We start from the raw sequence: 25,857 nt of genomic DNA on the forward strand, positions 1-25,857 counted from the left end.
TTCTTATTTAATTTTATATTTTTTATGCAAATCTTTTATTACAACAGCTGGTTCATAAACCGTTTGAAATTTTATCGGTTTACTGTTTTTGAAATATTGTACTTTCAGCCACGTATCATTATTATCTAACTTTGTATAGCTGTTACTTTTTTCCAAAACTTTATCGTTCACCGTACTTAAAATTGCAAAATAATCAAAATTATTACGCTGACCAATTTCTGCTGCTCTCAACAAAGCATAGTCAAACGTTTTGTCTTTTTTATTGTATTCGTTTCCATCAAAACTAACAATATAGGTATCATTGTTCACCTTTTCTTCGGTATAACCGCCTGTACCATTATCTTTTTGGTATGCAACAGCCTTGCTGTTATGACAACTTGCTAAAGCAAAAATGAAAGCTCCAGCACATAAAATTTGAGTTAATTTTTTCATATCATTATAATTGGTTATTGAGCTTTAACAAAAATTGTTCCTTTTAAGATATGTTTTTGATATTTCTAAATATTTTCTTAACAAATTATTTTTGAATAAAATACTTTGTTATAAACATTTCTGATTAACAGTGTGTTTTTTAAACATTTAAAATCAATTTTGGCACAACATATTTAACATTCTATTAACTCATTGATTCTAATAAAAATCATTTAAGTTTTAATGCTTTATCTGATAAACTCACCTATTTTTGTAAATCAATTATAAGTAATGAGTAAATTAGAAAAATATCTATTTTCTACCAGAACCATGACGGTCTTGCTATTCATCTACGCAATCGCCATGGGTTATGCCACTTTCATTGAAAATGACTACGATACGGCTACTGCAAAAGCTGTTATTTACGAGGCAAAGTGGTTTGAGGTATTAATGATTTGGTTGATCGTTTTGTTCTTAATGAATATCAAACGATACCGATTATGGTCAAAGGAAAAATTGCCTTTATTGGTTTTCCACTTAGCATTTTTGTTTATTTTTATTGGAGGAGGAATTACTCGTTACATCAGTTTCGAGGGTGAAATGCCTATTCCAGAAGGAGGAACAAGTAACGAAATTACATCGTACAAATCTTATTTCAAGATGATGGTTGATGATGGTACACAACGTTTGGCGTATGACAATCATCAATACAATATGACGTATTTTGACAGAAAAGATAGTACAAGTTCTTTGTTCCGTAGACACTTTGAAGGTGAATATCAGTTCAAAGATAAAGTCATTAAATTAAAAACTTTTGATTACGTACCTCACGCTTTAGATACGGTTGTAAGAAAAAAAGAAGGAATTAATGTTTTAGAAATCGTGACAGTTGGACAAGCTGGACGTAATTCTGTTTTCATCAGAAATGGTGAAATAAAAAGTGTTAATGGAACTTTAGTTTCGTACAATAGACCGCAAGATGGTGCGGTACAAATTACTGGAGAAGGAGAAAATTTGGTTATCAAATCGCCTTTCGAAGGAGAATATGTACAAATGGCTGGACAACAAGTTGGACAAATTACAGACATGCAAAAATTGCAAGAAGGTGCTGGAAAAGTTGAATTTAATGTTCCTGCTCCATTAAAACTACGTTCGTTATATACAATCAACGGAGCGCAATTTGTAGTTCCAAATCCGGCTTTCAAAGGTGAAGTTTTATATAGACAAGGTTCTAAATTTAAAGCAGAAGAAAAGAATCTACCTGGTGCAATTAGAGCCGAAGTTATTGTTGGTGATAAACGCGATACAGTGACAATTGTTGGTGGAAAGGGTGTCACAAATTATTCTGCTGATGTACAAATTGACGGAATGAATATTTCGTTAGGTTACGGTTCTAAATTAGTAAAAGTTCCATTTAGCATTCGTTTAGATGACTTTATTTTAGATCGTTATCCTGGTTCTACAAATCCTTCTTCTTTCGAATCTAACATTACAGTTATCGACGAGGGAAAAGAAACAAAACATCACATTTATATGAACAATGTAATGGATTATAAAGGTTACCGTTTCTTCCAATCGAGTTATTTTCCAACGGAAGACGGAACTATTTTACAAGTTAACCAAGACTGGTGGGGGACTAACATTACCTATTTAGGATACTTCTTATTATTTGGAGGAATGTTTGTTTCATTATTCTGGAAAGGAACTCGTTTTACGCAATTAAACTCTCTATTAAAAAGTTTACATACCAAAAAAATAAATATTTTACTTCCATTATTTTTACTTTCTGGATTAGCATTTGCTCAAAATCCAAGTACTACTGATGGAGGAAAAAATGGACATCAAAAAATTCAGACTGATTCGGAAAAAGGGAACGTTCATTCATCAGAGCACATTGGTAGTTTTTCTACAAAAATGGCTGATGGAGATGAATTAGCGAAGAATGTAAAAATTCCTGACGAACACGCTGATAAATTTGGTCATTTACTTACACAAGATATCGAAGGACGTATAAAACCTCTTAATACACAAGCTTTAGAAATCCTTAGAAAAGTTTATAAAAAAGATAAATTCCACGGATTATCTGCCAATAAATGGTTTATTTCTTTGCAATTAGACCCTGCTTATTGGGTAAATGCTCCGATGATTGAAGTTGGAGATAAAGGAGGAGATCGTTTAAAGAAAATTACAAGCGCAAACGAAGATGGTTACACATCTTTAATGAATTTGATCGATCCAAAAACGACTCGTTTTAAATTAGATAAAGCCTATAACGAGGCATTCTCAAGAAAACCTTCAGAGCGTTCTAAATTTGATGAGGAAGTAATTAAGGTTACAGAGCGTTTCAATATTTTAGATCAAACTGCAAAAGGATATCAATTAAAAATAATTCCAGTTCAGAATGATCCTTCAGAGCGTTGGACTTCTTGGATTTATCAAACACAAGAAAATCCTGTAGAAATCGATACAATGGCACTTGGAATGATTAGTGTTTATTTTAACATGGTTTCGAAAGGATTAGAAAATGGTAATTGGACGCCTGCAGATAATGCGGTAGATTATATCGATAAATACCAACAAAAATGGGGTAAAAATGTTGTGCCTTCTCCAACAAAAGTTGAGATAGAAGTGTTATACAACAAATACAACGTTTTCTTTTGGGTGATGATTGCTTATTGTATGGTTGGTGGAGTTTTAATGATTTTATCCTTCATTCAGTTATTTTCAGAAAGCAAAGCACTTCATCGAATTATCAATGTTTGTTTGGGATTAATATTTATTGTCTTTATCGTACAAGCCGCAGGACTTGGTGTTCGTTGGTATTTAACTGGACACGCACCTTGGTCTAATGGTTACGAAGCCATTGTATTTATTTCATGGATTAGTGTTTTAGCTGGATTGTTATTATACAAAAACCGAAACGCATTTATTCCAACAACAGGAGCTATGGTTGCTGTAATTATGATGGGATTTGCACACGGAGGTTCTATGTTAGATCCACAAATTACACCACTTGTTCCTGTACTAAAATCATATTGGTTAATTGTACACGTTGCGATTATCGTTTCATCTTATGGTTTCTTTGGATTAAGTGCTATTTTAGGAGTTTTCTCATTAATTATCATGATGATTAAACCAAATAAAAAGATTGAAATTTCGCTAAAAGAAATGACTTACGTTTCTGAAATGTCATTAACAATTGGTATTTTCTTACTTACCGTTGGTACATTCTTAGGAGGTATGTGGGCAAACGAATCTTGGGGACGTTACTGGTCTTGGGATCCAAAAGAAACTTGGGCTTTCGTTTCTGTAATTGTTTATGCAGTTGTTTTACATATGCGTTTAGTTCCAGGATTGAGAGGGAAATTTGCCTTCAATGTTGCAGCAATGTGGGCTGTTTGGACAGTAATTATGACGTATTTTGGCGTTAACTATTACTTATCTGGATTACACTCATACGCAGCCGGAGATCCAATTCCAATTCCATTCTGGGTTCCTGCAACAGCAGTCGCAATGTTAGTTTTATCTATTGCAGCTTGGTATTTCCAAAACAAAGTTTACCACGTAAAATCAAAAAATTAATTTCTTTAAATATTATAAAATAAAAAAGCTCATCCAAAGATGAGCTTTTTTATTTTAACCTACTTTAACTTACAAATCATAACATTTTTTTTAAATTTGTTTAAAATAGTACGCAATGAAATATTTATTCATCGGATTTTTAGGGCTATTTATAGCTTGTAATGCGCAAGAAACTAAGAAAGTTTCTAAAAAGCAAACCATTCATCAAACAACAAAAACACCTCAAAAAGTGAACAAAATTTACGATTATACATTCAAAGATATCAATGATGACGATTTTAATTTCGCGGATTTGAAAGGAAAGAAAATCTTAATTCTTAACACAGCTTCAAAATGTGGTTACACACCTCAATATGATGCTTTAGAAAAATTGTATCAAGAATATAAAGATCAAGGTTTAGTTATTGTTGGATTTCCTTCAGACAATTTTGGAGGTCAGGAATTTGACAACAATGAAGAAATTGCAAGTTTTTGTAAATTAAATTATGGCGTAACTTTTCCTTTGATGTCAAAAAGTGATGTAATTGGAAAAAATCAAAATGAAATTTTCAAATTCTTAACAAAAAAATCATTGAACGGAAAATCTGATAATGATGTAAAATGGAATTTTACGAAATTTTTGATTAACGAAGACGGAACTTTAGAGGCTTCTTATCCATCAAAAGTAACTCCAGATTCAAAAGAAATAATAGATTGGTTAAATAAATAGTAAATGAAGTTAGATATTCTTGCAATTGGAGCTCATCCTGATGACGTAGAATTGGGATGTGGAGGAACACTTGCAAAAGAAATTAAAAACGGTAAAACAGTTGGTATTCTCGATTTAACAAAAGGAGAATTGGGAACTCGTGGTACTGATGAAACGCGCCGTGTAGAAGCAAATGATGCCAAAAACATTTTGGGAGTTGCTGTAAGAGAAAATCTTGGAATTCCTGATGGTTTTTTCTTGAATGATAAAGAAAATCAATTGAAAATTGTCGAAATCATTCGCAAATATCAACCTGATATTATTTTGAGTAATGCACCTCACGATCGCCATCCAGATCATGGAAAAGGTTCAGATTTAGTGAATACTGCTATTTTCTTATCGGGTTTACCAAAAATTGATAATGGATTACCAGCTTGGCGTCCAAAAAAGCACTTCCACTACATTCAATGGTTGCCTTTAGAACCTCATTTTGTAATTGATATTTCTGGTTTTGTTGATACAAAAGTGGAAGCTTGCATGGCGTATAAAACGCAATTTTTTGATCCAAATTCGAGCGAACCTCAAACACCAATTTCATCGAAGAATTTTACAGATTCTATCCGATATCGTGCATATGATTTAGGAAGATTAATCGGAACTGAAGGTGGAGAAGGATTTATTTCGCGAAGTTATATTGGCGTAAATAATTTAGATTCTTTAATTTAGAAATAAAGGTGTAAAAAACCTTTATTTTTTTGTCAAAATTATTTGCAAGTACCGATTAATAGGCTATATTTGCAGTCCAATTGAGAGATTAAATAAAAGTTAATTTCGCAATAAAAATGGTGATTGTAGCTCAGTTGGTTAGAGCGCCGGATTGTGGTTCCGGAGGTCGTGGGTTCGAGACCCATCATTCACCCTAAAACTTTAGAATTAGTTTCAAAAGAAATTCAAACCAAATGGTGATTGTAGCTCAGTTGGTTAGAGCGCCGGATTGTGGTTCCGGAGGTCGTGGGTTCGAGACCCATCATTCACCCTAAAAACTTTAGAATTAGTTTCAAAAAAAATTCAAACCAAATGGTGATTGTAGCTCAGTTGGTTAGAGCGCCGGATTGTGGTTCCGGAGGTCGTGGGTTCGAGACCCATCATTCACCCATATTAAATCTCAATTTCAATAGAAGTTGAGATTTTTTAATTGAATTAATATCAAAACTTGGGAGCAATGCAAAAATTTGTGATAATCTGAATAAGAAAAAAGCTCTATCTCTAACTTCTTACAATTGCATTCTAAAGCTTTTTAATTTTTGGATTAGGAGTCAGGATTCTTGGTTATTTTAAATTATATTTTTATGGATAAAAAAAATAAGAATGATTTTTAGTTTGATTCTTCGTTGTAAATTTACCAAAACATTCAAAATGAAAAAATCATCAATATTCTTAGGAATGATTGCTTTTGCTGGAGTTTTAAGCTCTTGTTCAACTCAAAAAACAGCAGCAGAATCAACTCAAACCTCAATAGAAATGACAAAAGATTACGCTTTTCAATATTATGCTCAAGTTCCATTAACAACAGATATTTCGCATTTAACAAAAAACGAAAAAGAGATTTTACGTTTGATGTTCAAAACGGCAGATATTATGGACGATTTATTTTGGCAACAAGCTTATGGTGCTAAAATAGATTTGATGGACGAAACGAAAGGTGAAGCCAAAGAATATGCAAAAATAAACTACGGTCCTTGGGATAGATTGAATAACGAAACGCCTTTTATAAACGGTATTGGAGCAAAACCTGCTGGTGCAACTTTCTATCCAATTGATATGACGAAAGAGGAATTTGAACAAGCAAATATCAAAGATGGTAAATCTCCTTACTCAATTATTCGTCGTAATCGTGAAGGAAAATTATATTCGATTCCATACCACGAAAATTTCAAAAATCAATTATCAAAAGCCGCTGAATATTTAACAAAAGCATCAGAATTAGCAGAAGATGCTGGGCTTAAAAAATATTTAAAATTACGTGCTGCAGCTTTGATAAGCGATGATTTTTATGCAAGTGATTTGGCTTGGATGGATATGAAAAATGCAAATATTGATATGGTGGTTGGTCCGATTGAAAATTACGAAGATCAATTGTTTGGATATAAAACTTCATATTCTGCATATATTTTAGTAAAAGATATTGAATGGTCGAAAAAATTGGCAAAATTCGTTCAATATTTACCAGAATTACAGAAGAATTTACCTGTTTCTGCAAATTACAAAAAAGAAATTCCTGGAACTGATTCGGATCTTAATGCGTATGATGTGGTGTATTATGCGGGAGATTGTAACGCTGCTGGAAAAACAATTGCGATTAATTTACCAAATGATGAAAAAGTTCAACTAGAAAAAGGAACGCGCCGTTTGCAATTAAAAAATGCTATGAAAGCGAAATTTGATAAAATTCTTGCCCCAATTGCAACTGCTTTGATTGATGAAAGCCAACAGAAAAACATCAAATTTGATGCATTCTTTTCTAATGTGATGTTTCACGAAGTGGCGCATGGTTTAGGAATCAAAAATACAGTAAATGAAAAAGGTTCTGTCCGCGATGCTTTAAAAGAAGCTAATTCAGCTTTAGAAGAAGGAAAAGCTGATATTCTTGGTTTGTATATGGTGAATCAATTGTTGAAAAAAGGTGAATTGACAGGAACACAAGAAGATTATTTTGTGACTTTCTTGGCTGGAATCTTACGTTCAGTTCGTTTTGGAGCAAGTTCTGCACACGGACAAGCAAACATGATTGCGTTTAACTATTTTGCTGAAAATGGAGCTTTCGAAAAAACTACAAATGGACGTTACAGAGTAAATGTAGCTAAAATGGAAAAAGCAATGAATGGTTTATCAGAATTAATTTTGACACTTCAAGGAAATGGAGATTATGATGGTGTAAAAAAATTATATGCTGATAAAGGAATTATTCACGACGATTTACAAAAAGATTTAGATGTCTTGAAAACAAAAAACATTCCAGTTGATGTTGTTTTTGAACAAGGTCCAAAAATGTTGGGATTGTAAAAATAGATTCAATAAAAAAGCTTTCTCAAAATTGAGAAAGCTTTTTTGTTATTCATATAATTTCGTAGCAAAATCCTTCATCGGATTTCTAACTTTTTTCATTGGCGCTAGCCAATCTTCACTGTCTCTGTATCCCAAAGGAAGCATTAAAACGCTTCGCATTCCTTTTTCTTTCAAATCAAGCAAATCATCCAATTCAGCATTATCAAAACCTTCCATTGGCGTACTATCAATTTTCAATTCTGCTGCTTGAGCAAGAGCAAAACCTAATCCAATGTATGCTTGACGAGCTGTATGTGCAAAATTTTCTTCAGAAGTTTGAGGCAAATAAATTCCTTTCAATTTATCTGTATACGAACCAAAACGACCTCTTGGCAAATCTCTCTCATCCGTTGTATAATCGTAAATTGCATCAATACGATCTTCTGTATAACGATCCCAAGCTACAAAAACCAATAAATGCGAACAATCTACAATCGCTTGCTGATCATAGGCAATTGGAACAATTTTTTGTTGCAATTCTTTATTTTTAATAACTAAAATTCTGAACTGTTGCAAACCTGATGAAGTTGGTGCTAAACGAGCTGCTTCAACAATTTTTTTAACGTCTTCTTCTTCAACAATTAAAGACGGATCATATTTTTTTGTAGCGTAACGCCATTTCAAATCATCTATTAAAGACATAATTACTTATTTAAAATCTTTCTAAAAATACATCAAAAAAGTAATCGATCGACCAAAAAATATGCTAAAATTTATGTTATTTATCTTGTTTCCATTCCAAAAAATAACTTCCAGTTGCATTCGTAGAATTCCAACGAACTTGATAATCACCTTTTGCTAAATCAACTGTAAAATTTTCTTCTTTCGAATTTGTAAGTTGACGATTAAACACTACTTCATTATTTTGATCTACAATTTCAAAAATCATTTCGCCTTCTAATTTAATATTCGAATGAAAATTAGCAGTTAAACTTTTCGAAACATTTAGCTTGATATAACTCGTTCCAGAAGCATCTTCAAACTTCGCTTTTGTCCAATTATCACCATTCGAATTCGACCATTTCGAATCCCCCACTCCTTTGTCAAAAAAAGTTCCTTGCGATTTGATATTTGGATTATCCACTTTTCTATAAAAATTATTCGAATCAACATCTGCATTAACTTTTACTGTAATACATGATTGTAACGAAATCATTGCGATAATAAGTGCTATTTTTTTCATATTAGTTTCTCTTTTACTAAATAGATGCAGCATTTTGAAAAAAGTTACAGCAAACAAATATTTTTAAATCATTTTTGATATGCGTAACTTTCGCAAAATATTCTGATGAACGATACTACAGCTCAATTTTTGCAAGAAAACTTTACTCAAAAAGCAATTGAAAGTTTAACTCAACTTTCAGGAGGAGGTTCAGCTCGAGTATATTCGAGATTTTTTGATCAAAATCAGTCGTATATTTTGGCTGAAAGCTCTAATATTGAAGAAAATAAAGTATTTATTCAGTTCTCTTTAGATTTAAAAAAAGTCATCAATAATATTCCAGAAATTGTTTCAGTTTCAGAAGATTTTGCAACCTATGTTCAAACAGATTTAGGAGACGAAACACTGATGAATATTGTCTTGAATGATTTCGAAAAAGCAAAACCTTATTATTTTAAGACATTAGAAAAATTAGCAATTGCTCAAATTCAAGGTGCAACTAAAATCGATTTTAATCATACTTTTTCGTATCCAAAATTAGATAAAACATTAATTTTAAGAGATTTATTTCAGTTTAATTTTTACTTTTTAGATGTCTTAGGAATTGATTACAATGCAGGAAAATTAATCAAAGATTTTGATCGTTTTGCGTCTCAATTTGATAAACTTTCGCCACAAGGTTTTGTGTTCAGAGATTTCCAAACGCGCAACATTATGATTCATCAAAACGAACCTTATTTTATCGATTATCAAGGCGGTTTATATGGACCTGTTGTCTATGATTTGGTTTCGTTAATTTGGCAAGCAAAAGCCAATTTACCATTTGAATTTAAAAAAGAATTATACGAATTTTATTACCAAGAATTAACCAAACAAATTCCAACTTTAGTTCCAATAGATTTTCGTCAATCGTACGAATATTGTGTAGTTGCTCGACTTTTACAAGTTTTAGGAACCTATGGTTTGAGAGGAATTATTGAACGTAAAAAACACTTTTTAGAAAGTATTTCATTTGGGCTTAAAAACTTAGAATCAATAATCGATTATCCTATATTACAAAATTATCCAGAATTAAAACATATTATAAAAATCCTTGTTCTTCCAGAAACGTTAGAACGCATAAATCATAAAATAAATGGCTAAATTAAACATCAACGTTCGTAGTTTTTCGTATAAAAAAGGAATTCCAACCGATCCAACTGGAAATGGTGGTGGTTTCGTTTTTGATTGTCGTGGAATTCTAAATCCAGGTCGAATTCAGGCATATAAAACACAAACAGGGCGCGACGAAGAGGTTAAAAAATACTTGAAAACAGAAACTAAAATTGCAGTTTTTTTAGAAGGTGTTTTTCAAATTATTGACATTTCGATCGAAGATTATTTGCAACGAGGTTTCGAGAATTTAGAAATTAATTTTGGTTGCACAGGCGGACAACATCGATCAGTTTATTCTGCTGATGCGACTGCAAAACATATTCAAGAGAAATTTCCAGAAGCGCAAGTTACGTTACATCATATTGTGCAAGAAGAAAAAAATTGGATAAACGAGGCGTATTAATATGAAAGCAATGATTTTTGCAGCGGGTCTTGGGACTCGTTTAAAACCATTTACTGACAACCATCCCAAAGCTTTAGCAGTTGTAAATGGAAAACCTCTTTTGCAACGAAATATAGAATATTTGAAATCTTTCGGAATTAATGAAATCGTGATTAACGTGCATCATTTTGCAGATCAAATCATTGAGTTTTTAGAAGATAATAATTATTTCGGAATTGAAATTACTATTTCAGATGAAACAGATCAAGTTCTTGAAACTGGTGGTGGTTTGGTTAAAGCAAAAGCTAATTTCGAGGAAGATTTTTTGGTGATGAATGTGGACATTTTAACAGATCTAAATCTTGCTAAATTTATCAAAGCACATCAAGAAAACAAAGCGTTAGTAACGTTAGCAGTTTCTGATCGAAATTCATCTCGTAAACTATTTTTCAATGAACAAAATGAATTAAAAGGTTGGCGAAATCTGAAAACAGAAGAAGAAATAAAAGCTGTAGATTCTTTAGACAATTGCAAAGATTTAGCTTTTAGTGGAATTCATGTTATTTCTCCTACTCTATTTGATAAAATTACAGAGAAAGGTAAATTTTCTATCATGAAAGTTTATATGGACTTGATGAAAACTGAATCTATCATTGGTTTTGATCATTCTGGCGGAATTTTAATCGACGTAGGTCGACCAGAAAGCGTGTTAGAAGCAGAACAATATTTTAAATAGAAAACAAAAAACTCAATTCAATGGATTGAGTTTTTTTATGCAAAAAGTTTACATATCTTAGATAGAATGAAATACATTAATTATTTTATCTATTTAACTATTGTTGTAGTGATAATTCTCGCTTCAATACTTTACTTTTCTTTCAAAAATAAAGTTGGAAAGATTCTGCAAAAATAAATTACAATAAAAGCTTAGTTTTGATTAAGAAAGGATTCAAAGATACTTATCCTTATGACGAACGTTTTTTAGAAATTTATGATACAGAAATTCAGGATAAATTGAAGGAATTGTAAAAGTAATTGCTCAAAAAAAATATCCATTTTTTTTAATTTCTAGACTTCGCTTGAAATAATATTTTCTGAATTTATTTTTAAAAATCAATAAAACTCGCCATCTACATAAAACCATTTGCCATTCTCTTGCACAAACCTAGAAAGTTCATCATGTTCGTAGATTTCACCTTGTTTGTCTTGGTAATAAGCTCTAAATCGAACTTTATTATCTTTAGCAAAAACAATTTCTAACTTTAACCATTTATTCGATTTTGCCCAATCTTCGATATCACTAAAATCATTATCTTTTTGCGTAGAAGAATGTGTTGTATCAACTAAATATTCAGGCAAAACCATTGCAAAAGCAGCGTAACGAGAACGCATCAACTCTTCGGGAGTTTTTGGCAATTCAATATTCAAATGAAAAGGTTCGCAACAAGTTGCATATACTTTTCCAGAACAACAAGGACAATTCATTTTATTCTTTATTTTTTGCAAAGATACTGTTTACTTGTCTTTGTGGTAATGATAATGATCCTGAATCACCACTTGAATAAAATCAATATTTCCTAAACCATCACTTTTCACCTCCATTATTTCCTCCAGTTTTCGCGTTAATTTTAATAAAATATCATAATTATTATTGTTTAATGCAGACGTAAAATTTTCTTTTACAATATTAATATCACGATCAGACAGGCGATAAACTTCGGGAAAACGAATTTTATAGGTTTCAGAAACTTCAGCGAAAATAGTTTGTGATAAAGCTAATTTCGGATTCAAATCAATCAAACATGTATTCGCAACAATATCACCTAAACGTTGACCATTTTTATTTATAATCATCGTTATCAACGCGATAAGTCCAGTAAATAAAAACAATTCGACACTTCCAATTACCCAACGCAAGAAATAATCAAAATTATTGGCACGATTTCCGTCCATTCGTATTACACGAATTTTCATAATCCATTTTCCAATTGTTTGCCCTTTCATTAAAATCTCGAGAACCAACGGATAAAGTAAAAATATAAAACCTATTATACTATAAATTCCCATACGAAACCATTCGTCTCTATTCGGAATAAACTCAGAGAAATAATACATACCGTAGACTAATATGATTCGGATAATCATATCGATGATATACGCAAGCAAACGTTTTCCAAGTGGTGCAATATTATAAGCAATTTGCACGTTTTGAGGTGTATTGACTAAAAGTTTATTCATATATTTGGTTCACTAACAACTACTCTACAATGAGAGAAGCGCATTTTATTGATAAAAATAAGTCTAAATGGTCTGATATTGAACATAATTTGAAAAATAAAATTGATGTTCATCCAGATATTTTAGCAAAAAACTACATCGAAATTACAAATGATTTGGCGTTTGCTCAAACTTATTACCCAAAAAGTAAGACAAAAGATTATTTGAACGAGTTAGCTTTATTTGCGCATCAGTCAATTTACAAAGATCAACGAACTTCTGGGAATCAATTTGTGCAATTTTTCAAAGAAGATGTGCCAAATGTAGTCTACAAAAATCACAAAATGTTGTTGTATTCATTCTTAATTTTTGCCTTAGCGGTTTTAATTGGCGTTTTATCATCGCATTTCGATCCAGATTTTACACGATTAATTTTAGGAAATCAATATGTAGACGAAACGTTAATGAACATCAAAAAAGGTGATCCTGCAGCAATTTACAAATCAGGAAGTCAGACTGGCTCTACATTAGCTATAACCATCAACAATATTCGTGTTGCTTTTTTTGCTTTTACATTAGGATTATTTTTCAGTATTGGATCAGGATATATTCTATTTTCGAACGGAATTATGTTAGGTGCATTTCATTATATGTTTTTCAAAGAAGGCGTTTTGGGAAAGGCAATGTCAGCAATTTGGATGCATGGAACAATCGAAATTTCGGTGATTATTATTGCTGGAGCTTGCGGATTAATGCTTGGAAATGGCTTTATGTTTCCAAAAACTTTATCGCGAAAAAAATCACTCACAATCAAAGCAAAAGAAGCGGTAATGATTTTATTAAGCACTGTTCCAATGTTTATTATAGCTGGATTTATCGAAGGTTTTATTACGCGTTTATATGATGTTAATATTGTATTGAGTTTATTGGTAATAATCCTTTCATTAATCTTAATTATTTGGTATTACATCATTTATCCGATTCAAAAAAATAGACAAAAAACTTTTTCGTTCAATCAAACTTTAGAATCGAATGAAACAATTTAGACTATTTTTTACATTTACATTATTATTAATTCAATTCGTTGTTTTTGCACAAGAAAAAACAGCAGAATTTAAAGCATTCAAAGAAAAATATGCTGGAAAAGAATTTGATTATAATGATGTTCCAAAACCTAAAAAAGAATTCGAACCTGGCTTTTTCTCAAAAATAATCGAAGGTATTTTTAGATTTCTCTCTTATTTACCTTGGGAAATCATTTTCTATTTTGTAATTGGATTATTCTTAATTTTTCTTGCCACACGTATTTACAAAAATGGTGGAATTCTTAAACGAAATTCGAAAAAATTATATGACGAATCTGATTTTGATTTTATCGAAGAAAATTTAGCCGAAGTTAATTTGAATTCATTAATCAATAAAGCAGAAACAGAACAAAATTTTGCTTTAGCAATTCGTTATTTGCATTATCAAAATCTACAAAATTTAGATAAAAAAGGTTGGATTGAATGGGATCCGAAGAAAACAAATCAACAATTTATCAATCAAATAAAAGACGAAAAATCAAAGATTTTATTCAATCAAAATACTAAAATTTTCAATCAAGTTTGGTTTGGAGAATTTAAAATTGATGAAAATAAATACCACGAATTCAAGACAAATTTCAATCAGTTTAACCAATATTTAGCCTCATGAAAAAGAAATTAGGTATTCTATTAGGCGCTATTTTATTGATCGGAATTTTTATATTTTCTTTCTCAAAACTTCGTTATAAGCTTCCTAAATCATGGAATGTAAGCCTTTATCAAAATAGTAAAGATCCGTACGGATTATTTATTATGCACGAAGAACTTGGGAAGTTATCTAATGGGAAAATGAAAGATTTGGAAAAACTTTCTGAATTAAAAATTGATCCTAAAAAAGCAAAAGATTATGCAGTTGTTGTGCTCGGTTCTGAAATTTATTTTGATACAGTTTCTAAAAATTTATTGAGCAAAATTGCCGAAAATGGTGGAATTGTGATGATTGCAGATTATTATGACAATTTTGGTGATGACACAAATGGAAAAGAAGATATTAACGAAGAAACGTATTCTACAGATACGCCAACAACTGATTCTACGGAATCTGAAGAGAATATCTTGTACAATCAGACAATAAATATTAATGATAATTTTGAACTTAGAACAAATAAATTGTTCAAAATAAAGAAGAAAAAAGAAATCGAACATCACTATTTTAGCGATATCACAAATGATTCTGAAATTTTTGGAACAATTACTTATAAAGATAAGGCTTACCCAAATTATTTAAAAATCAAACCAAAAAATTATAAAGGTTATTATTTATATCACGCAGAACCGCTTTATTTTACCAATTATTATTTGTTAAATGAGGACAGTTATTTCTATGCTAAATCAGTTTTAGAACCACTGAAAGGGAAAACTATTTTTTGGTACAATACCTCGAAAACTTATGCAGGAAGTTCATCAATGATGCGTTTCATAATGAGCGAACCAGCTCTAAAAGCTGCTTGGATTACGTTATTGGTTTTACTTTTCTTCTTTTTAATTTTTAGAAGCAAACGCGAACAACGCATCATTCCAATTTATACCAAAGAAGAAAATCATACCGTCGAATTTGCTAAGACAATTTCCTCTTTATACCAAGAAAATGGCGAAGTAAAAGACATTGTTTCAAAGAAAATCGATTATTTTTTATACAAATTGAGAAAAACATTTTTAATCGAAACAGACGATATTACAAACAAACAATTCATTGAAATTGTTGCACAAAAAGCAAATTTGAGCCAAGAAGAATGTCTTGAAAAATTCACGATTCTGAAAAATATTTATCAAAAAAATCAACCAAATGAACACGATTTGAAAATTGTGTATCAAATCATCGAAAACTATAAACAAAAAGCAAATATCTAATGAGCGAAAATACATATCAACCATTCGAAAATAGAGTCGATTTTTCGGATGTACAACATAAAATGCAAACTGTAAAAAATGAATTGAAAAAGGTAATTGTCGGACAAGATGATATTATCGATCAATTAATTTTGGCTTTGCTTTCTAACGGACATTCTCTGATAGAAGGTTTGCCTGGAGTTGCCAAAACAATGATGGCAAAATTGTTGGCAAAAACGATAGATTCTGGTTTTAGTAGAATTCAGTTTACGCCAGATTTAATGCCTTCTGATGTGATTGGAACGTCTATTTTAAATTCTAAAATCAATGAATTTGAGTTCAAAAAAGGACCAATTTTTTCGAATATTATTTTAATTGATGAGATTAACCGTTCGCCTGCAAAAACTCAAGCGGCTTTATTCGAATCGATGTCAGAAAAACAAGTGACGGTTGATGGAACAACTTATCCTTTACAAGCTCCTTTTCTAGTTTTTGCAACTCAAAATCCAATCGAGCAAGAAGGAACGTATCGCTTACCAGAAGCACAATTGGATCGTTTTATGTTTAAGATTTATGTCAAATATCCTTCGTTAGAAAGTGAAATTGAATTATTGAAAGAACAACAAGAACGCAAAAATATTGACAAAGAAACGTTGGTAGAAAAAGTAATTTCAGGAAATGAAATTATTGAGTTCCAAGATCGCATAAAATCAGTTTTCGTACACGAAGCGTTGATTACGTATATTGCGACAATTGTTCATCAAACCAGAATCGATCAAACCTTGTATATGGGTGCATCGCCACGTGCTTCTATCGCGATTTTAGATGCTGCAAAATCAAATGCAGCGGTGAATGGACGCGATTTTGTGATTCCAGAAGATATCAAGCAAATTGCGCATACAATTTTGGGACACCGCGTTGTGATGGTTCCTGAAAAAGAGATGGAAGGTTTTACAACACAACATATTATTCAGCAAATTATTGATCGCGTAGAAATTCCTCGTTAATGAAATTTTTCAGAAGCTTATTTCTTACCAATCGCTTTTTTTATGCGGGATTATTCATTGCATTTTGTTATGTGATTGCATTTTTTCTATCTCCTATTTACATTATTGCAAAGATTTTGACACTTGTCTTTATCGTCAGTGTTATTGTCGAAATATTTTTGGTTTATATTCCTAAAACTTCCATTGAAGTTCTTCGAAATTATCCAGAACGACTTTCAAATGGTGATGAAAATGAATTGGAACTTTTCGTAACAAATCATTATCAATTCCCTCTAAATGTAAGGATTATAGAAGAGTTTCCTGTTCAATTACAATTAAGAGATTTTCAGTTTAGAAAACGATTTAAAAGTAGTCAAAATACTAAATTTGATTTCAAAATTCGACCAACAGAACGAGGTTCATATAAATTTGGATTAACAAATGTATTTATTTCTGTTTTTGGATTGATTGAGAAAAAGATCAAAATAAACGAACCAATTTCGATTGCTTGTTATCCTTCTTATTTGCAATTAAAACAGTTTCAATTATATTCTACCGCTCAGTTACAGAATCAATTTGGAATGAAAAGGATTCGAAAAATTGGAACAAATACAGAATTTGAAAATATAAAAAATTATACGATTGGTGACGAATATCGTTTAATCAATTGGAAAGCAACGGCAAAAGCAAATCGACTGATGGTCAATCAATTTCAGGAAGAAAAATCGCAGCCTGTTTATTCGTTAATTGACTTAGGGAGAACGATGCGAATGCCTTTTGATGGTTTAAAATTGTTGGATTATTCAATCAATTCTAGCTTAGTTGTCGCAAATATTTCACTTCAAAAAAATGAAAAAGCAGGTTTAATAACATTTAATAAAAGAATTCAAGATCACGTTGTTGCGGATAGAAAAAATCATCAAATGCAATTGATTTTGGAGAAATTATACAATGTACAAACTGATTTTTTGGAAAGTGATTTTGGACAATTGTATGCCTATATCAAACGAAAATTAACGCAACGATCGCTTTTATTTATTTATACCAATTTTGAAACAATTGATGGTTTGGAACGTCAATTACCATATCTGAAATTGATTAAAAAATCGCATGTTGTCGTTTTGATTCTATTTAAAAATTCGGAATTGAAAAAACTTAATCATCAGAAAGCAAAGACTACTACTGATATTTACGATCAAACAATTGCCGAAAAGTTTAATTACGACAAAGAATTAATCATAAATCGTTTGCATCAATTCGGGATTTTAACGATTTACTGCGAACCACAAGAATTGTCTATTAACTTAATCAATAAATATTTAGAGATAAAAGCGCGAGGTTTGTTTTAAAAAAAGTTTTTTTAACCATTTTTTTAGAAAAATAAGCACAATTATTGCTTAAAGTTGGTCAATTTAATCTGAACAACCATGAAAAAACTATTACAGATCTTTTGTTTAATTTTAACAACAAGTCTTTTTGCACAAACAAATTTTATCGAAAATAAAACACTTTCTACAAAGCGCGTAATCCTTTTGGACGCTGGACATGGAGGAACAGATACTGGCGTAAAAAAAGATGAATTTCAGGAAAAAGATATTGCGCTGAAAATTGCAGAAATTATTCAAGAAAAAAATCCTTTTACAGATATTGATTTTGTATTATTGAGAAAAGGTGACGAACAAATTATCAATACAAGTCGTGCGAAAATGATTAATGAAATAAAACCTGATTTGGTTTTATCAATTCACGCAAATTATAATGTAAAAGATTCGAAAAAAGGAACAGAAATTCACCTTTCTCCATTGAATCCTACTTTCGAAGAATGTAAAATACTTGGCGAAAAAATTGGAACAAGTATAAGTTCTTTAGGTTTTGAAAACTTAGGAATTGTTGAAACAAATTCGAAAATATTACGAGATTCACAAGTTCCAATTATTATGATTGAAATCGGTTATTTGACAAATGACGATGACCGAAAAATATTAACAAACGAAAGTAATTACCCTAAAATAGCAGATAAAATTTTTGAAGCATTGAAGAATTAGACATAAAAAAATCTCAGAGTATTTTGCTCTGAGATTTTTTGTTTTTTCTCTATTTTCCATCCAATTCTTGTTCTTGATGAAAGGCAATTTGACCAAAATCATCTTGTATATTTTGATAATAAACTTTTGCTTGTAAATAATCTTTGAATCCATAACTTAACTCGAAATTATACACAAAAGCTGGTTGCATAAAAGGATTTCCTTCTGTGTAAGAAATAGGATTACTATACCATTTATTTGGATTTAATTCCCAAAAAGCTGGTCGTTGAATTCTTCGCCCAAAATTAAAATTGAACGAATGATCTTCTGTTGACTGATATTGAATATAAAACTTTGAAAAGCTCTTTTCATAAAAATCAATTAGCAGAAAAAATTGTACAATTTTTAGAAAATTATCAATCAATATAAAACGAAAAAAAGGACTTCAATTAAAGTCCTTTTCTATATTTATTTGCAAATTGTATTAATCACAATTTCCGTCTACATCACAAGAAGCACCATTTTGTGGTTGGTCCAAATGATCTTTTTCGTAAGCTTGTGTCAAAGCAGAAACGAAATACTCGACTGGTTGAGCACCAGAAAGTGCATATTTACGGTCAATTACGAAAAACGGAACGCCAGAAACACCAATATTACGCGCATCTAAAATATCCGAAGCAACTTCAAAAACATTTGCATCAGAATTTAGCATTTCAAGAACTTCGGTTTTGTTCAAACCAATTTCTTCTCCCAATTCAGCCAAAACTTCATAATCAGCTACATTTTTACCTTCTGTAAAATACGCTTTAAAAAGTCTTTCTTCTGCTTCCGAACCTTTTCCATTCGCTTGCGCAAAATGAATCAATCGGTGAGCATCACCCGTATTGACAACTTTAGAATTTTGTTGTTGAAAATCAATTCCAACAACTTTTCCCATTTCAGCCAATTGATTATTCATTGCCGAAACTTGTTCTTCCGAAATTCCTTTTGTTTTGATTAAATAATCATTGACAGAAGTAATTTCAGTTTTTGATAAATCAGGATTTAACTGAAAACTTTTCCATTCAACCTGTATTTTATCTTGATAAGGAATTTGCGTTAAAGCTTGTTCAAAATGTTTTTTTCCGATATAACAGAACGGACACATTACATCCGACCAGATTTCAATTTTCATTATAGAAATTTTTGGTGTAAAAGTTTGTAAAAATACGCTTTTTATTTGAATGGATTCGGTTATTTTTCGGTTAATTTTATCTTGAAAAATTATTAACAAAATCTTGAAAAATAATCGTGCTAAATTGAGTTTTAAATTTGTTTAAGACAAGGTTTAAATTACCTTTGCAGTGAACCAAGAAAAGATGATTAGTTTCATTTTTATTCCAAATCAAATAACGAACAAACAATATGTCAACACACGTAGTAGTCGGTCTTCAATGGGGTGACGAGGGAAAAGGAAAAATTACAGATGTATTAGCCGAAAAATCGGATTATGTTGTACGCTACCAAGGTGGTAACAACGCTGGTCATACGGTATATGTAGGCGATGATAAATTTGTCTTACACTTATTACCTTCTGGAGTTTTACAATGCAAAGGAAAATGTATTATTGCGAATGGTGTCGTAGTAAATCCTGAAGCTTTTTTTGCAGAAACTGAACAATTAGAAGCAAAAGGTTTATCTACAGATCACGTTTTTATCTCGAGAAGAGCGCATATCATCATGCCTTATCACATTTTGTTAGACGAATATCGTGAAGAATTTGCAGGAAAAGATAGTCAAATTGGTACAACAAAACGCGGAATTGGTCCTTGTTATGAGGATAAAGTAGCGCGCGTTGGTATTCGTGCAATTGATTTATTAAATCCTGAAGTTTTAGCAGAAAAAATCAAAGAAAATTTAGTGGTTAAAAATGCTTTATTCGAAAAATTATTCAATAAAGAACCATTAAAATTCGAAGACATTTACGAAAAATATTTAGCTTATGGTGAGCGTTTGAAAGAACGTATCTTAGATTCTGAGTTAGAAATTAACCACGCAATTGACGAAGGTAAAAATGTATTATTCGAAGGTGCTCAAGCATTAATGTTAGACATCGATTTTGGTACATATCCATTCGTTACATCATCTTCTCCAACAACAGGTGGAGTTTGTGTTGGTGCTGGAGTTCCTCCTACAAAATTGAAAAATTTGATTGGAGTTTCGAAAGCATATTGTACACGCGTTGGTAACGGTCCTTTCCCAACAGAATTGGACAACGAATTAGGAGAACAAATTCGTCAAGTTGGTCACGAATTCGGAGCGTCGACAGGTCGTCCACGCCGCACAGGTTGGTTAGATTTAGTTGCATTGAAACACGCTTGTATGATTAATGGAATTACACATTTAGTAATTACTAAATTAGATGTAATGTCGAATATTGATACAGTAAAAGTTTGTACAGGTTACAAAACAGAAGACGGAAAAATCATTGATTATTTCACTTCTTCTACAACTAAATTAGCTGATTACGAAGCGCAATACGACGAATTACCAGGATGGAAAGAAGATATTACAAACGTAAAATCTTTTGATGAGTTACCGCAAACAGCGCAAGATTACATTCACTACATTGAGAAATACTTAGGAATCGAAGTTTATTTAGTTTCGGTTGGACCAGAGCGTTCTCAAAACATTATTAGAACAACTTTATTTTAATAAATTAAATAGTATAGCCTGACTTTTGTTGGGCTATAACTTTATGAGATATTTTTATGAACGAAATTTTAGTACGATTAAAACAATTGAATTTAGGTATAGATTCTATCGTCCCGATGAAAGGTGGTGATATTAACGATGCTTTTCGATTAGAATCGTTTGATAAAAAATATTTTTTAAAGGTAAATTCCGCAAACAACTTTCCTCATCTTTTCAAGAAAGAAGCACGTGCTTTAGAAGCCATCAAAAAGACCAAAACATTTTCGGTTCCGAAAGTGGTAAATGTTGGCGAAGCTGGAAAAGATTTTCAATATTTATTATTAGAATGGATGGAAACCTCTACTCCAACTGTTGTAAATTGGGAAAACTTAGGAAAAAATTTAGCAAAACTTCATCAAAATACAAGTAAACAATTTGGTTGGTCAGAAGATAATTACATTGCAATTGTCGTTCAGCCGAATAGTTTAACAGATTCTTGGAGCGAATTTTATGCAAAAAATCGCATCATGCCAATGATGAAACTATTGCAAAACAAACAATTAATCAATTCAAAACAAATAAAATCTGCAGAGAGTTTATGTAAACAATTGAATTCGATATTTCCAGAAGAAAAACCTGCTTTATTGCATGGAGATTTTTGGAATGGAAATATTTTAGCCAACAAAAAAGGCGAATTCTCGGTTATAGATCCTGCAATTTATTATGGTCATCGCGAAATGGATTTGGCTATTGCAAAGCTTTTTGGAGGATTTGATGATGTATTTTTTGATGCCTATCACGAAAATAATCCTTTAGCACCAAATTTCGAAGAGCGTTTACCAATTGCACAATTATTTCCATTGCTGATACACGCTTACCTTTTCGAAGGTTATTATGTGAAAGATGTGCAAACCATTTTGAAAAAATTTTAAAAAACAAAACAAACAAATACAATGAACAAGTATCAAAATCCTTTAGAATCGAGATATTGTAGCGACGAAATGCTATATATCTTTTCTCCTGAGAAAAAATTTACAACATGGAGACAGCTTTGGATTGCTTTGGCAGAAATTGAAAAGGAACTTGGATTAGATATTACAGACGAACAAATTCAAGAATTAAAAAATAATGCAACTAATATTGATTATGATGTTGCTGCGGCTTACGAAAAGAAATTTCGTCACGATGTAATGGCTCACGTGCATACGTACGGAGATGTTGCACCAAGCGCAAAAGCAATTATTCATTTAGGCGCTACTTCGGCTTTTGTTGGCGATAACACAGATTTGATTCAGATTCGTGATGGATTTCAACATGTAAAAGGACAATTAATCAATGTGATTGATGGTTTAGCAAAATTTGCGCGTCAATACAAAGATTTACCAACTTTAGGATTTACGCATTTCCAACCAGCACAATTAACAACCGTTGGAAAACGTGCAACACTTTGGTTACAATCTGTTTTATTAGATTTAGAAGAATTAGAATTCAGAATAGATACGTTACGTTTTCGCGGTGTAAAAGGAACAACTGGAACAGCGGCTTCTTTCAAAGAATTATTTGATGGAGATTACCAAAAAGTAAAAACATTAGACAAAAAATTATCTGAACGTTTCGGATTCAAAAATGTTTTTGCAGTTTCAGGACAAACTTACGATCGTAAAATTGATGCTCAAGCATTAGAATTATTATCAAACATTGCACAATCTGCACATAAATTTACAAACGACTTGCGTTTATTACAAAATTTAAAAGAGATTGAAGAACCTTTCGAAAAAAATCAAATTGGATCTTCTGCAATGGCATACAAACGCAATCCTATGCGTTCAGAGCGTATCGCCTCTTTAGCGAAATACGTGATGTCCTTAGCAACTTCTCCTGCAATGGTTGCTTCAACTCAATGGTTCGAAAGAACGTTGGACGATTCGGCTAACAAACGCTTAGCAGTACCTCAAGCATTTTTAGCGATTGATGCAATTTTAATCATTTGGAACAATATTTTAGATGGTTTAGTCGTTTATCCTAAAATCATCGAGAAGCATATCGCGGAAGAATTACCATTTATGGCAACCGAATATATCATTATGGAAGGTGTTAAAAATGGTGGAGATCGTCAAGAATTACACGAAATTATCCGTACACATTCTATGGAAGCTGCAAAACAAGTGAAAATGGAAGGAAAATCTAACGATTTAATTGAACGTATCATTGCCGATGAAAATGTAAAAATTGACAAAGAGAAATTAGTCGAATTATTAGATCCGAAAAACTTTACAGGATTTGCTTCTGAACAAACAGAAGAATTCTTAAAAGATTTGGTTGATCCAATTATCGAAGAAAATAAAACACTTTTAGGCGCTCATACAGACCTTAAAGTGTAAACACGCTTAAGACAAACACATGAAACAAAAAAAAGACTTCCAAATTGGAAGTCTTTTTTTAATTTTAACCTTTAATCAATTATAACCAATGAGAAAATTCTTTCTGTTTTTTGCACTTATTTGTTCTTTTCACGTAGTTGGACAAATCAAATATATCACGAACAAAGAATTTACTGTACAAGGAAAAGCCTTTGATAATACACCTTTTTACCATAGAATCGATACCAACAAATACGCAAATCTTCCTGAAAAAGTAAAAGGTTTATTTACTGCTCCCGCTGGATTATATGTTATATTCAAATCGAATACTTCACAAATAAAACTGGATTGGACAACTCGTTCTACTTATTTGGGCGCGAATACAACTGGAATTATGGCGCGTGGGTTTGATTTGTATATCAAAGAAAACGGAAAGTGGATTTTTGCAGGTGCGGCTTTACCAAATCAGCAAAATATCAAAAGTGAATTGATATCGTCAAGAATTTATCAAAGACAGAAAAGGAATTCATACTTTATTTGCCACTTTGGAACGAAATTACAGATTTAAAAATAGGAATTGATGCTTCCGCTAATTTTATCAATCAACCGATTGCGTATAAAAAGAAAATCGTGGTTTATGGTTCAAGCATTGTGCAAGGTGCTTCGGCAAGTCGTCCTGGAATGAATTATCCTTCTATTTTAACACGAAAAACAGGCTATGAATTCATTAATCTTGATTTGAGTGGAAGTGCAAAAATTGAAATTGAATTGGCTGAAATGATCAAAGATATTCAAGGGGTTGATTTGTTTATCTTGGATTGTGTTCCAAATAGTTCACCCGAAGAGATCAAAAGTAGAACAATTCCGTTCGTCAAATTACTCCGAAAATATCATCCAAAAACACCAATCTTGATGGTAGAAAGCTTGATTCGACCAATGAGTAAATTTGATTTAATCGCTCACGAAGATATGACAAGACAAAATCAAACCTATCGAGCCCAATACGATGCGTTGATAAAAGAAGGCATAAAAGATTTGTATTTATTGAAAGGTGATAATTTAATTGGTTCGGATAACGAAGGTTCTACAGACGGAATTCATCCAAATGATTTAGGTTTTAGCAGATTATCAGAGGCCATTGAGAAAAAAGTAAATGAAATTTTGAGTAAGAAATAGATTAATACTTTATACCAACTTTTCTCAAAATAAAACCTAACAACCAAATAGGACCAACCAACAAAAATTGTAAATCTTTGAGAAAACTTGGCTTCTTCCCTTATATTTTGTGTCCAACGAATTGTAAAATCCACGTGATAATAAATACTACCAAATAAACTAACCAAGATTTTGTACCGAATTGCACATTGCACAACGAAATAAAATATTCCATAATCAACATTAGAAAAATCATAATGAAACCAACGACAACCGATAATCTAAAATAAAATATTGAAACAATAACCAATGCAATGATTGAAGCTATACTGATATAACCAAAGTTCTGAACATACAAATGCGGCGCTGGAATGTAGGATATAAAACCAAGAATCGTCCAAAAGATTAAAGGAACACAAATCCAATGAATAGTTTTGTTTGTTCCATTTTGATGACTTTCTCCATATTCACTAAAAAGTTGTTCTATTTTTCTCATATTGGATGATTTTAACTTAAATATAGGTTGAATTTGTTTGATTATTAAACTTTAAAACCAAAATTATAGTTGTAAATTTGAATATAACTTGAAATATCTTACAAAATCCAATTAATGTTTACAAAAATTATAAATGTATTTGCAATACTATTTGGTATCACACTCTTTACCCTACTAACTTATATTTTTTATAATCAAGCTTCTAAAGATTTATCTAAATATTCGCAAGTTGAAGGTATAATAACAAATAAAGGTATTATAAATTCAAACAAAAATTCTAAAATATTCTTTTTAAAACTTTCTAATTATCCTCAAAATCTCGCAGTATACAAAATGACTAAAAATTATTCAGAGCTTGATAATAATATTAGTCACGGTGACAAAGTAAAAGTATATTTTTCACCTTCAAATTCTAATAAAAATAACTTGGATATAGTTCAAATAGAGAAAGAAAATAAAATTTTATTAAGTTATAATACGCACAAAACCACCTACTATTTTTTAACCGGAATAACTACAATCGCTACTGTAATCTTCCCTAAAAAA

At 31.3% G+C, this 25,857-nt stretch carries 26 protein-coding genes, 3 tRNA genes and 1 pseudogene; 22 read left to right on the forward strand and 8 right to left on the reverse strand.

Annotated elements, in window-relative coordinates; translation table 11 throughout:
* Positions 1–3: 3 nt before the first annotated feature.
* Complete coding sequence (locus B3I31_RS09470; protein ID WP_180906237.1) at positions 4–432, reverse strand: CC0125/CC1285 family lipoprotein; 429 nt, start codon at positions 430–432, stop codon at positions 4–6.
* A gap of 270 nt (positions 433–702) precedes the next feature.
* Between B3I31_RS09470 and ccsA the strand changes: the two genes are divergently transcribed.
* From ccsA to B3I31_RS09505, 7 genes are all read left to right on the forward strand, one after another.
* Positions 703–3,993, forward strand: a complete 3,291-nt coding sequence (gene ccsA, locus B3I31_RS09475; protein WP_291047538.1) for a cytochrome c biogenesis protein — start codon at positions 703–705, stop codon at positions 3,991–3,993.
* 115 nt (positions 3,994–4,108) lie between these two features.
* Complete coding sequence (locus tag B3I31_RS09480) at positions 4,109–4,702, forward strand: glutathione peroxidase (RefSeq protein ID WP_181816287.1); 594 nt, start codon at positions 4,109–4,111, stop codon at positions 4,700–4,702.
* Between the two features lie 3 nt (positions 4,703–4,705).
* Positions 4,706–5,407: a bacillithiol biosynthesis deacetylase BshB1 gene (gene bshB1 / locus B3I31_RS09485; protein ID WP_125349099.1), complete on the forward strand. Its 702-nt coding sequence runs from the start codon at positions 4,706–4,708 to the stop codon at positions 5,405–5,407.
* Positions 5,408–5,525: 118 nt separating this feature from the next.
* A tRNA-His gene (locus B3I31_RS09490) sits at positions 5,526–5,601 on the forward strand.
* A gap of 41 nt (positions 5,602–5,642) precedes the next feature.
* A tRNA-His gene (locus tag B3I31_RS09495) sits at positions 5,643–5,718 on the forward strand.
* A 42-nt stretch (positions 5,719–5,760) separates the two neighbouring features.
* Positions 5,761–5,836 (forward strand) — tRNA-His (locus tag B3I31_RS09500).
* Positions 5,837–6,097: 261 nt separating this feature from the next.
* Positions 6,098–7,744, forward strand: a complete 1,647-nt coding sequence (locus tag B3I31_RS09505; RefSeq protein ID WP_125349098.1) for a dipeptidyl-peptidase 3 family protein — start codon at positions 6,098–6,100, stop codon at positions 7,742–7,744.
* 48 nt (positions 7,745–7,792) lie between these two features.
* Here the strand turns inward: B3I31_RS09505 and B3I31_RS09510 are convergent, their stop codons facing one another.
* On the reverse strand, positions 7,793–8,428 hold the full coding sequence (locus tag B3I31_RS09510; protein ID WP_114999737.1) for an NAD(P)H-dependent oxidoreductase: 636 nt from the start codon (positions 8,426–8,428) through the stop codon (positions 7,793–7,795).
* A 76-nt stretch (positions 8,429–8,504) separates the two neighbouring features.
* Positions 8,505–8,969 (reverse strand): hypothetical protein, encoded by a 465-nt coding sequence (locus B3I31_RS09515; RefSeq protein WP_147279970.1) that lies wholly within the window; start codon positions 8,967–8,969, stop codon positions 8,505–8,507.
* Between the two features lie 105 nt (positions 8,970–9,074).
* Here B3I31_RS09515 and B3I31_RS09520 point away from each other — a divergent pair, with 105 nt between their 5' ends.
* The 3 genes from B3I31_RS09520 to B3I31_RS09530 are packed head-to-tail and all read left to right on the forward strand — an operon-like array spanning position 9,075 to position 11,221.
* Positions 9,075–10,091, forward strand: a complete 1,017-nt coding sequence (locus B3I31_RS09520) for an aminoglycoside phosphotransferase family protein (protein ID WP_219034690.1) — start codon at positions 9,075–9,077, stop codon at positions 10,089–10,091.
* Complete coding sequence (locus B3I31_RS09525; RefSeq protein ID WP_219034689.1) at positions 10,084–10,506, forward strand: RapZ C-terminal domain-containing protein; 423 nt, start codon at positions 10,084–10,086, stop codon at positions 10,504–10,506. The genes B3I31_RS09520 and B3I31_RS09525 overlap by 8 nt, the downstream gene beginning before the upstream one ends.
* Position 10,507: 1 nt before the next feature.
* Entirely contained in the window at positions 10,508–11,221 is a 714-nt protein-coding gene (locus B3I31_RS09530; protein WP_219034688.1) for a nucleotidyltransferase family protein, read from the forward strand.
* 377 nt (positions 11,222–11,598) lie between these two features.
* Here B3I31_RS09530 and B3I31_RS09535 read toward each other — a convergent pair whose 3' ends face one another.
* Positions 11,599–11,970 carry a YchJ family protein gene (locus tag B3I31_RS09535; RefSeq protein WP_219034687.1) on the reverse strand — a complete coding sequence of 124 codons (372 nt, stop codon included), beginning with the start codon at positions 11,968–11,970 and terminating at the stop codon, positions 11,599–11,601.
* 30 nt (positions 11,971–12,000) lie between these two features.
* Entirely contained in the window at positions 12,001–12,723 is a 723-nt protein-coding gene (locus B3I31_RS09540; RefSeq protein WP_219034686.1) for an RDD family protein, read from the reverse strand.
* A 29-nt stretch (positions 12,724–12,752) separates the two neighbouring features.
* On the opposite strand from B3I31_RS09540, the gene B3I31_RS09545 reads away from it, so the two are divergent.
* From B3I31_RS09545 to B3I31_RS09570, 6 genes are all read left to right on the forward strand, one after another.
* Positions 12,753–13,748, forward strand: a complete 996-nt coding sequence (locus B3I31_RS09545) for a stage II sporulation protein M (RefSeq protein WP_219034685.1) — start codon at positions 12,753–12,755, stop codon at positions 13,746–13,748.
* Complete coding sequence (locus B3I31_RS09550) at positions 13,735–14,397, forward strand: hypothetical protein (RefSeq protein WP_280036848.1); 663 nt, start codon at positions 13,735–13,737, stop codon at positions 14,395–14,397. Before B3I31_RS09545 ends, B3I31_RS09550 begins: the two co-directional genes overlap by 14 nt.
* Positions 14,394–15,638, forward strand: coding sequence for a hypothetical protein (locus tag B3I31_RS09555; RefSeq protein WP_286495855.1), 1,245 nt, complete (start codon positions 14,394–14,396; stop codon positions 15,636–15,638). Before B3I31_RS09550 ends, B3I31_RS09555 begins: the two co-directional genes overlap by 4 nt.
* The gene (locus tag B3I31_RS09560) at positions 15,638–16,624 is read left to right on the forward strand and encodes an AAA family ATPase (RefSeq protein ID WP_286495856.1); all 987 of its coding nucleotides are present in this window, start codon (positions 15,638–15,640) and stop codon (positions 16,622–16,624) included. Before B3I31_RS09555 ends, B3I31_RS09560 begins: the two co-directional genes overlap by 1 nt.
* Positions 16,624–17,952 carry a DUF58 domain-containing protein gene (locus B3I31_RS09565; protein ID WP_219034682.1) on the forward strand — a complete coding sequence of 443 codons (1,329 nt, stop codon included), beginning with the start codon at positions 16,624–16,626 and terminating at the stop codon, positions 17,950–17,952. Before B3I31_RS09560 ends, B3I31_RS09565 begins: the two co-directional genes overlap by 1 nt.
* A gap of 78 nt (positions 17,953–18,030) precedes the next feature.
* Positions 18,031–18,648 carry an N-acetylmuramoyl-L-alanine amidase gene (locus B3I31_RS09570; protein ID WP_125349084.1) on the forward strand — a complete coding sequence of 206 codons (618 nt, stop codon included), beginning with the start codon at positions 18,031–18,033 and terminating at the stop codon, positions 18,646–18,648.
* A gap of 49 nt (positions 18,649–18,697) precedes the next feature.
* On the opposite strand, the gene B3I31_RS09575 is transcribed toward B3I31_RS09570, so the two are convergent.
* Positions 18,698–19,051, reverse strand: coding sequence for a TonB-dependent receptor domain-containing protein (locus B3I31_RS09575; RefSeq protein ID WP_185144102.1), 354 nt, complete (start codon positions 19,049–19,051; stop codon positions 18,698–18,700).
* A gap of 60 nt (positions 19,052–19,111) precedes the next feature.
* Positions 19,112–19,801 carry a DsbA family oxidoreductase gene (locus tag B3I31_RS09580; protein ID WP_286495857.1) on the reverse strand — a complete coding sequence of 230 codons (690 nt, stop codon included), beginning with the start codon at positions 19,799–19,801 and terminating at the stop codon, positions 19,112–19,114.
* Between the two features lie 230 nt (positions 19,802–20,031).
* Here B3I31_RS09580 and B3I31_RS09585 point away from each other — a divergent pair, with 230 nt between their 5' ends.
* The 5 genes and pseudogenes from B3I31_RS09585 (at position 20,032) to B3I31_RS09605 (ending at position 24,836) form a co-directional block, all read left to right on the forward strand.
* Positions 20,032–21,321, forward strand: a complete 1,290-nt coding sequence (locus tag B3I31_RS09585) for an adenylosuccinate synthase (protein WP_219034680.1) — start codon at positions 20,032–20,034, stop codon at positions 21,319–21,321.
* A gap of 56 nt (positions 21,322–21,377) precedes the next feature.
* Positions 21,378–22,232, forward strand: coding sequence for a fructosamine kinase family protein (locus B3I31_RS09590; protein WP_286495858.1), 855 nt, complete (start codon positions 21,378–21,380; stop codon positions 22,230–22,232).
* Between the two features lie 21 nt (positions 22,233–22,253).
* The gene (purB, locus tag B3I31_RS09595) at positions 22,254–23,681 is read left to right on the forward strand and encodes an adenylosuccinate lyase (RefSeq protein WP_125349080.1); all 1,428 of its coding nucleotides are present in this window, start codon (positions 22,254–22,256) and stop codon (positions 23,679–23,681) included.
* An 88-nt stretch (positions 23,682–23,769) separates the two neighbouring features.
* Positions 23,770–24,197: pseudogene (locus tag B3I31_RS09600) on the forward strand (SGNH/GDSL hydrolase N-terminal domain-containing protein); the annotation flags it as partial.
* On the forward strand, positions 24,198–24,836 hold the full coding sequence (locus B3I31_RS09605) for an SGNH/GDSL hydrolase family protein (RefSeq protein WP_286495860.1): 639 nt from the start codon (positions 24,198–24,200) through the stop codon (positions 24,834–24,836).
* Between the two features lie 100 nt (positions 24,837–24,936).
* Here the strand turns inward: B3I31_RS09605 and B3I31_RS09610 are convergent, their stop codons facing one another.
* On the reverse strand, positions 24,937–25,311 hold the full coding sequence (locus B3I31_RS09610) for a DUF962 domain-containing protein (RefSeq protein ID WP_286495861.1): 375 nt from the start codon (positions 25,309–25,311) through the stop codon (positions 24,937–24,939).
* Between the two features lie 114 nt (positions 25,312–25,425).
* Between B3I31_RS09610 and B3I31_RS09615 the strand changes: the two genes are divergently transcribed.
* The coding region (locus tag B3I31_RS09615; RefSeq protein ID WP_291060349.1) for a hypothetical protein at positions 25,426–25,857 on the forward strand (432 nt) is incomplete at its 3' end.

This window comes from Empedobacter sp. UBA3475, from assembly GCF_002378465.1.
In the GTDB taxonomy this organism is placed as follows: Bacteria; Bacteroidota; Bacteroidia; order Flavobacteriales; family Weeksellaceae; genus Empedobacter; species Empedobacter falsenii_B.

Bases quoted from the DNA above. Each gene is read 5' to 3' on its own strand.
- B3I31_RS09470 (WP_180906237.1), bottom strand. From the start codon at position 432: ATGAAAAAATTAACTCAAATTTTATGTGCTGGAGCTTTCATTTTTGCT.
- ccsA (WP_291047538.1), top strand. From the start codon at position 703: ATGAGTAAATTAGAAAAATATCTATTTTCTACCAGAACCATGACGGTC.
- B3I31_RS09480 (WP_181816287.1), top strand. From the start codon at position 4,109: ATGAAATATTTATTCATCGGATTTTTAGGGCTATTTATAGCTTGTAAT.
- bshB1 (WP_125349099.1), top strand. From the start codon at position 4,706: ATGAAGTTAGATATTCTTGCAATTGGAGCTCATCCTGATGACGTAGAA.
- B3I31_RS09505 (WP_125349098.1), top strand. From the start codon at position 6,098: ATGAAAAAATCATCAATATTCTTAGGAATGATTGCTTTTGCTGGAGTT.
- B3I31_RS09510 (WP_114999737.1), bottom strand. From the start codon at position 8,428: ATGTCTTTAATAGATGATTTGAAATGGCGTTACGCTACAAAAAAATAT.
- B3I31_RS09515 (WP_147279970.1), bottom strand. From the start codon at position 8,969: ATGAAAAAAATAGCACTTATTATCGCAATGATTTCGTTACAATCATGT.
- B3I31_RS09520 (WP_219034690.1), top strand. From the start codon at position 9,075: ATGAACGATACTACAGCTCAATTTTTGCAAGAAAACTTTACTCAAAAA.
- B3I31_RS09525 (WP_219034689.1), top strand. From the start codon at position 10,084: ATGGCTAAATTAAACATCAACGTTCGTAGTTTTTCGTATAAAAAAGGA.
- B3I31_RS09530 (WP_219034688.1), top strand. From the start codon at position 10,508: ATGAAAGCAATGATTTTTGCAGCGGGTCTTGGGACTCGTTTAAAACCA.
- B3I31_RS09535 (WP_219034687.1), bottom strand. From the start codon at position 11,970: ATGAATTGTCCTTGTTGTTCTGGAAAAGTATATGCAACTTGTTGCGAA.
- B3I31_RS09540 (WP_219034686.1), bottom strand. From the start codon at position 12,723: ATGAATAAACTTTTAGTCAATACACCTCAAAACGTGCAAATTGCTTAT.
- B3I31_RS09545 (WP_219034685.1), top strand. From the start codon at position 12,753: ATGAGAGAAGCGCATTTTATTGATAAAAATAAGTCTAAATGGTCTGAT.
- B3I31_RS09550 (WP_280036848.1), top strand. From the start codon at position 13,735: ATGAAACAATTTAGACTATTTTTTACATTTACATTATTATTAATTCAA.
- B3I31_RS09555 (WP_286495855.1), top strand. From the start codon at position 14,394: ATGAAAAAGAAATTAGGTATTCTATTAGGCGCTATTTTATTGATCGGA.
- B3I31_RS09560 (WP_286495856.1), top strand. From the start codon at position 15,638: ATGAGCGAAAATACATATCAACCATTCGAAAATAGAGTCGATTTTTCG.
- B3I31_RS09565 (WP_219034682.1), top strand. From the start codon at position 16,624: ATGAAATTTTTCAGAAGCTTATTTCTTACCAATCGCTTTTTTTATGCG.
- B3I31_RS09570 (WP_125349084.1), top strand. From the start codon at position 18,031: ATGAAAAAACTATTACAGATCTTTTGTTTAATTTTAACAACAAGTCTT.
- B3I31_RS09580 (WP_286495857.1), bottom strand. From the start codon at position 19,801: ATGAAAATTGAAATCTGGTCGGATGTAATGTGTCCGTTCTGTTATATC.
- B3I31_RS09585 (WP_219034680.1), top strand. From the start codon at position 20,032: ATGTCAACACACGTAGTAGTCGGTCTTCAATGGGGTGACGAGGGAAAA.
- B3I31_RS09590 (WP_286495858.1), top strand. From the start codon at position 21,378: ATGAACGAAATTTTAGTACGATTAAAACAATTGAATTTAGGTATAGAT.
- purB (WP_125349080.1), top strand. From the start codon at position 22,254: ATGAACAAGTATCAAAATCCTTTAGAATCGAGATATTGTAGCGACGAA.
- B3I31_RS09610 (WP_286495861.1), bottom strand. From the start codon at position 25,311: ATGAGAAAAATAGAACAACTTTTTAGTGAATATGGAGAAAGTCATCAA.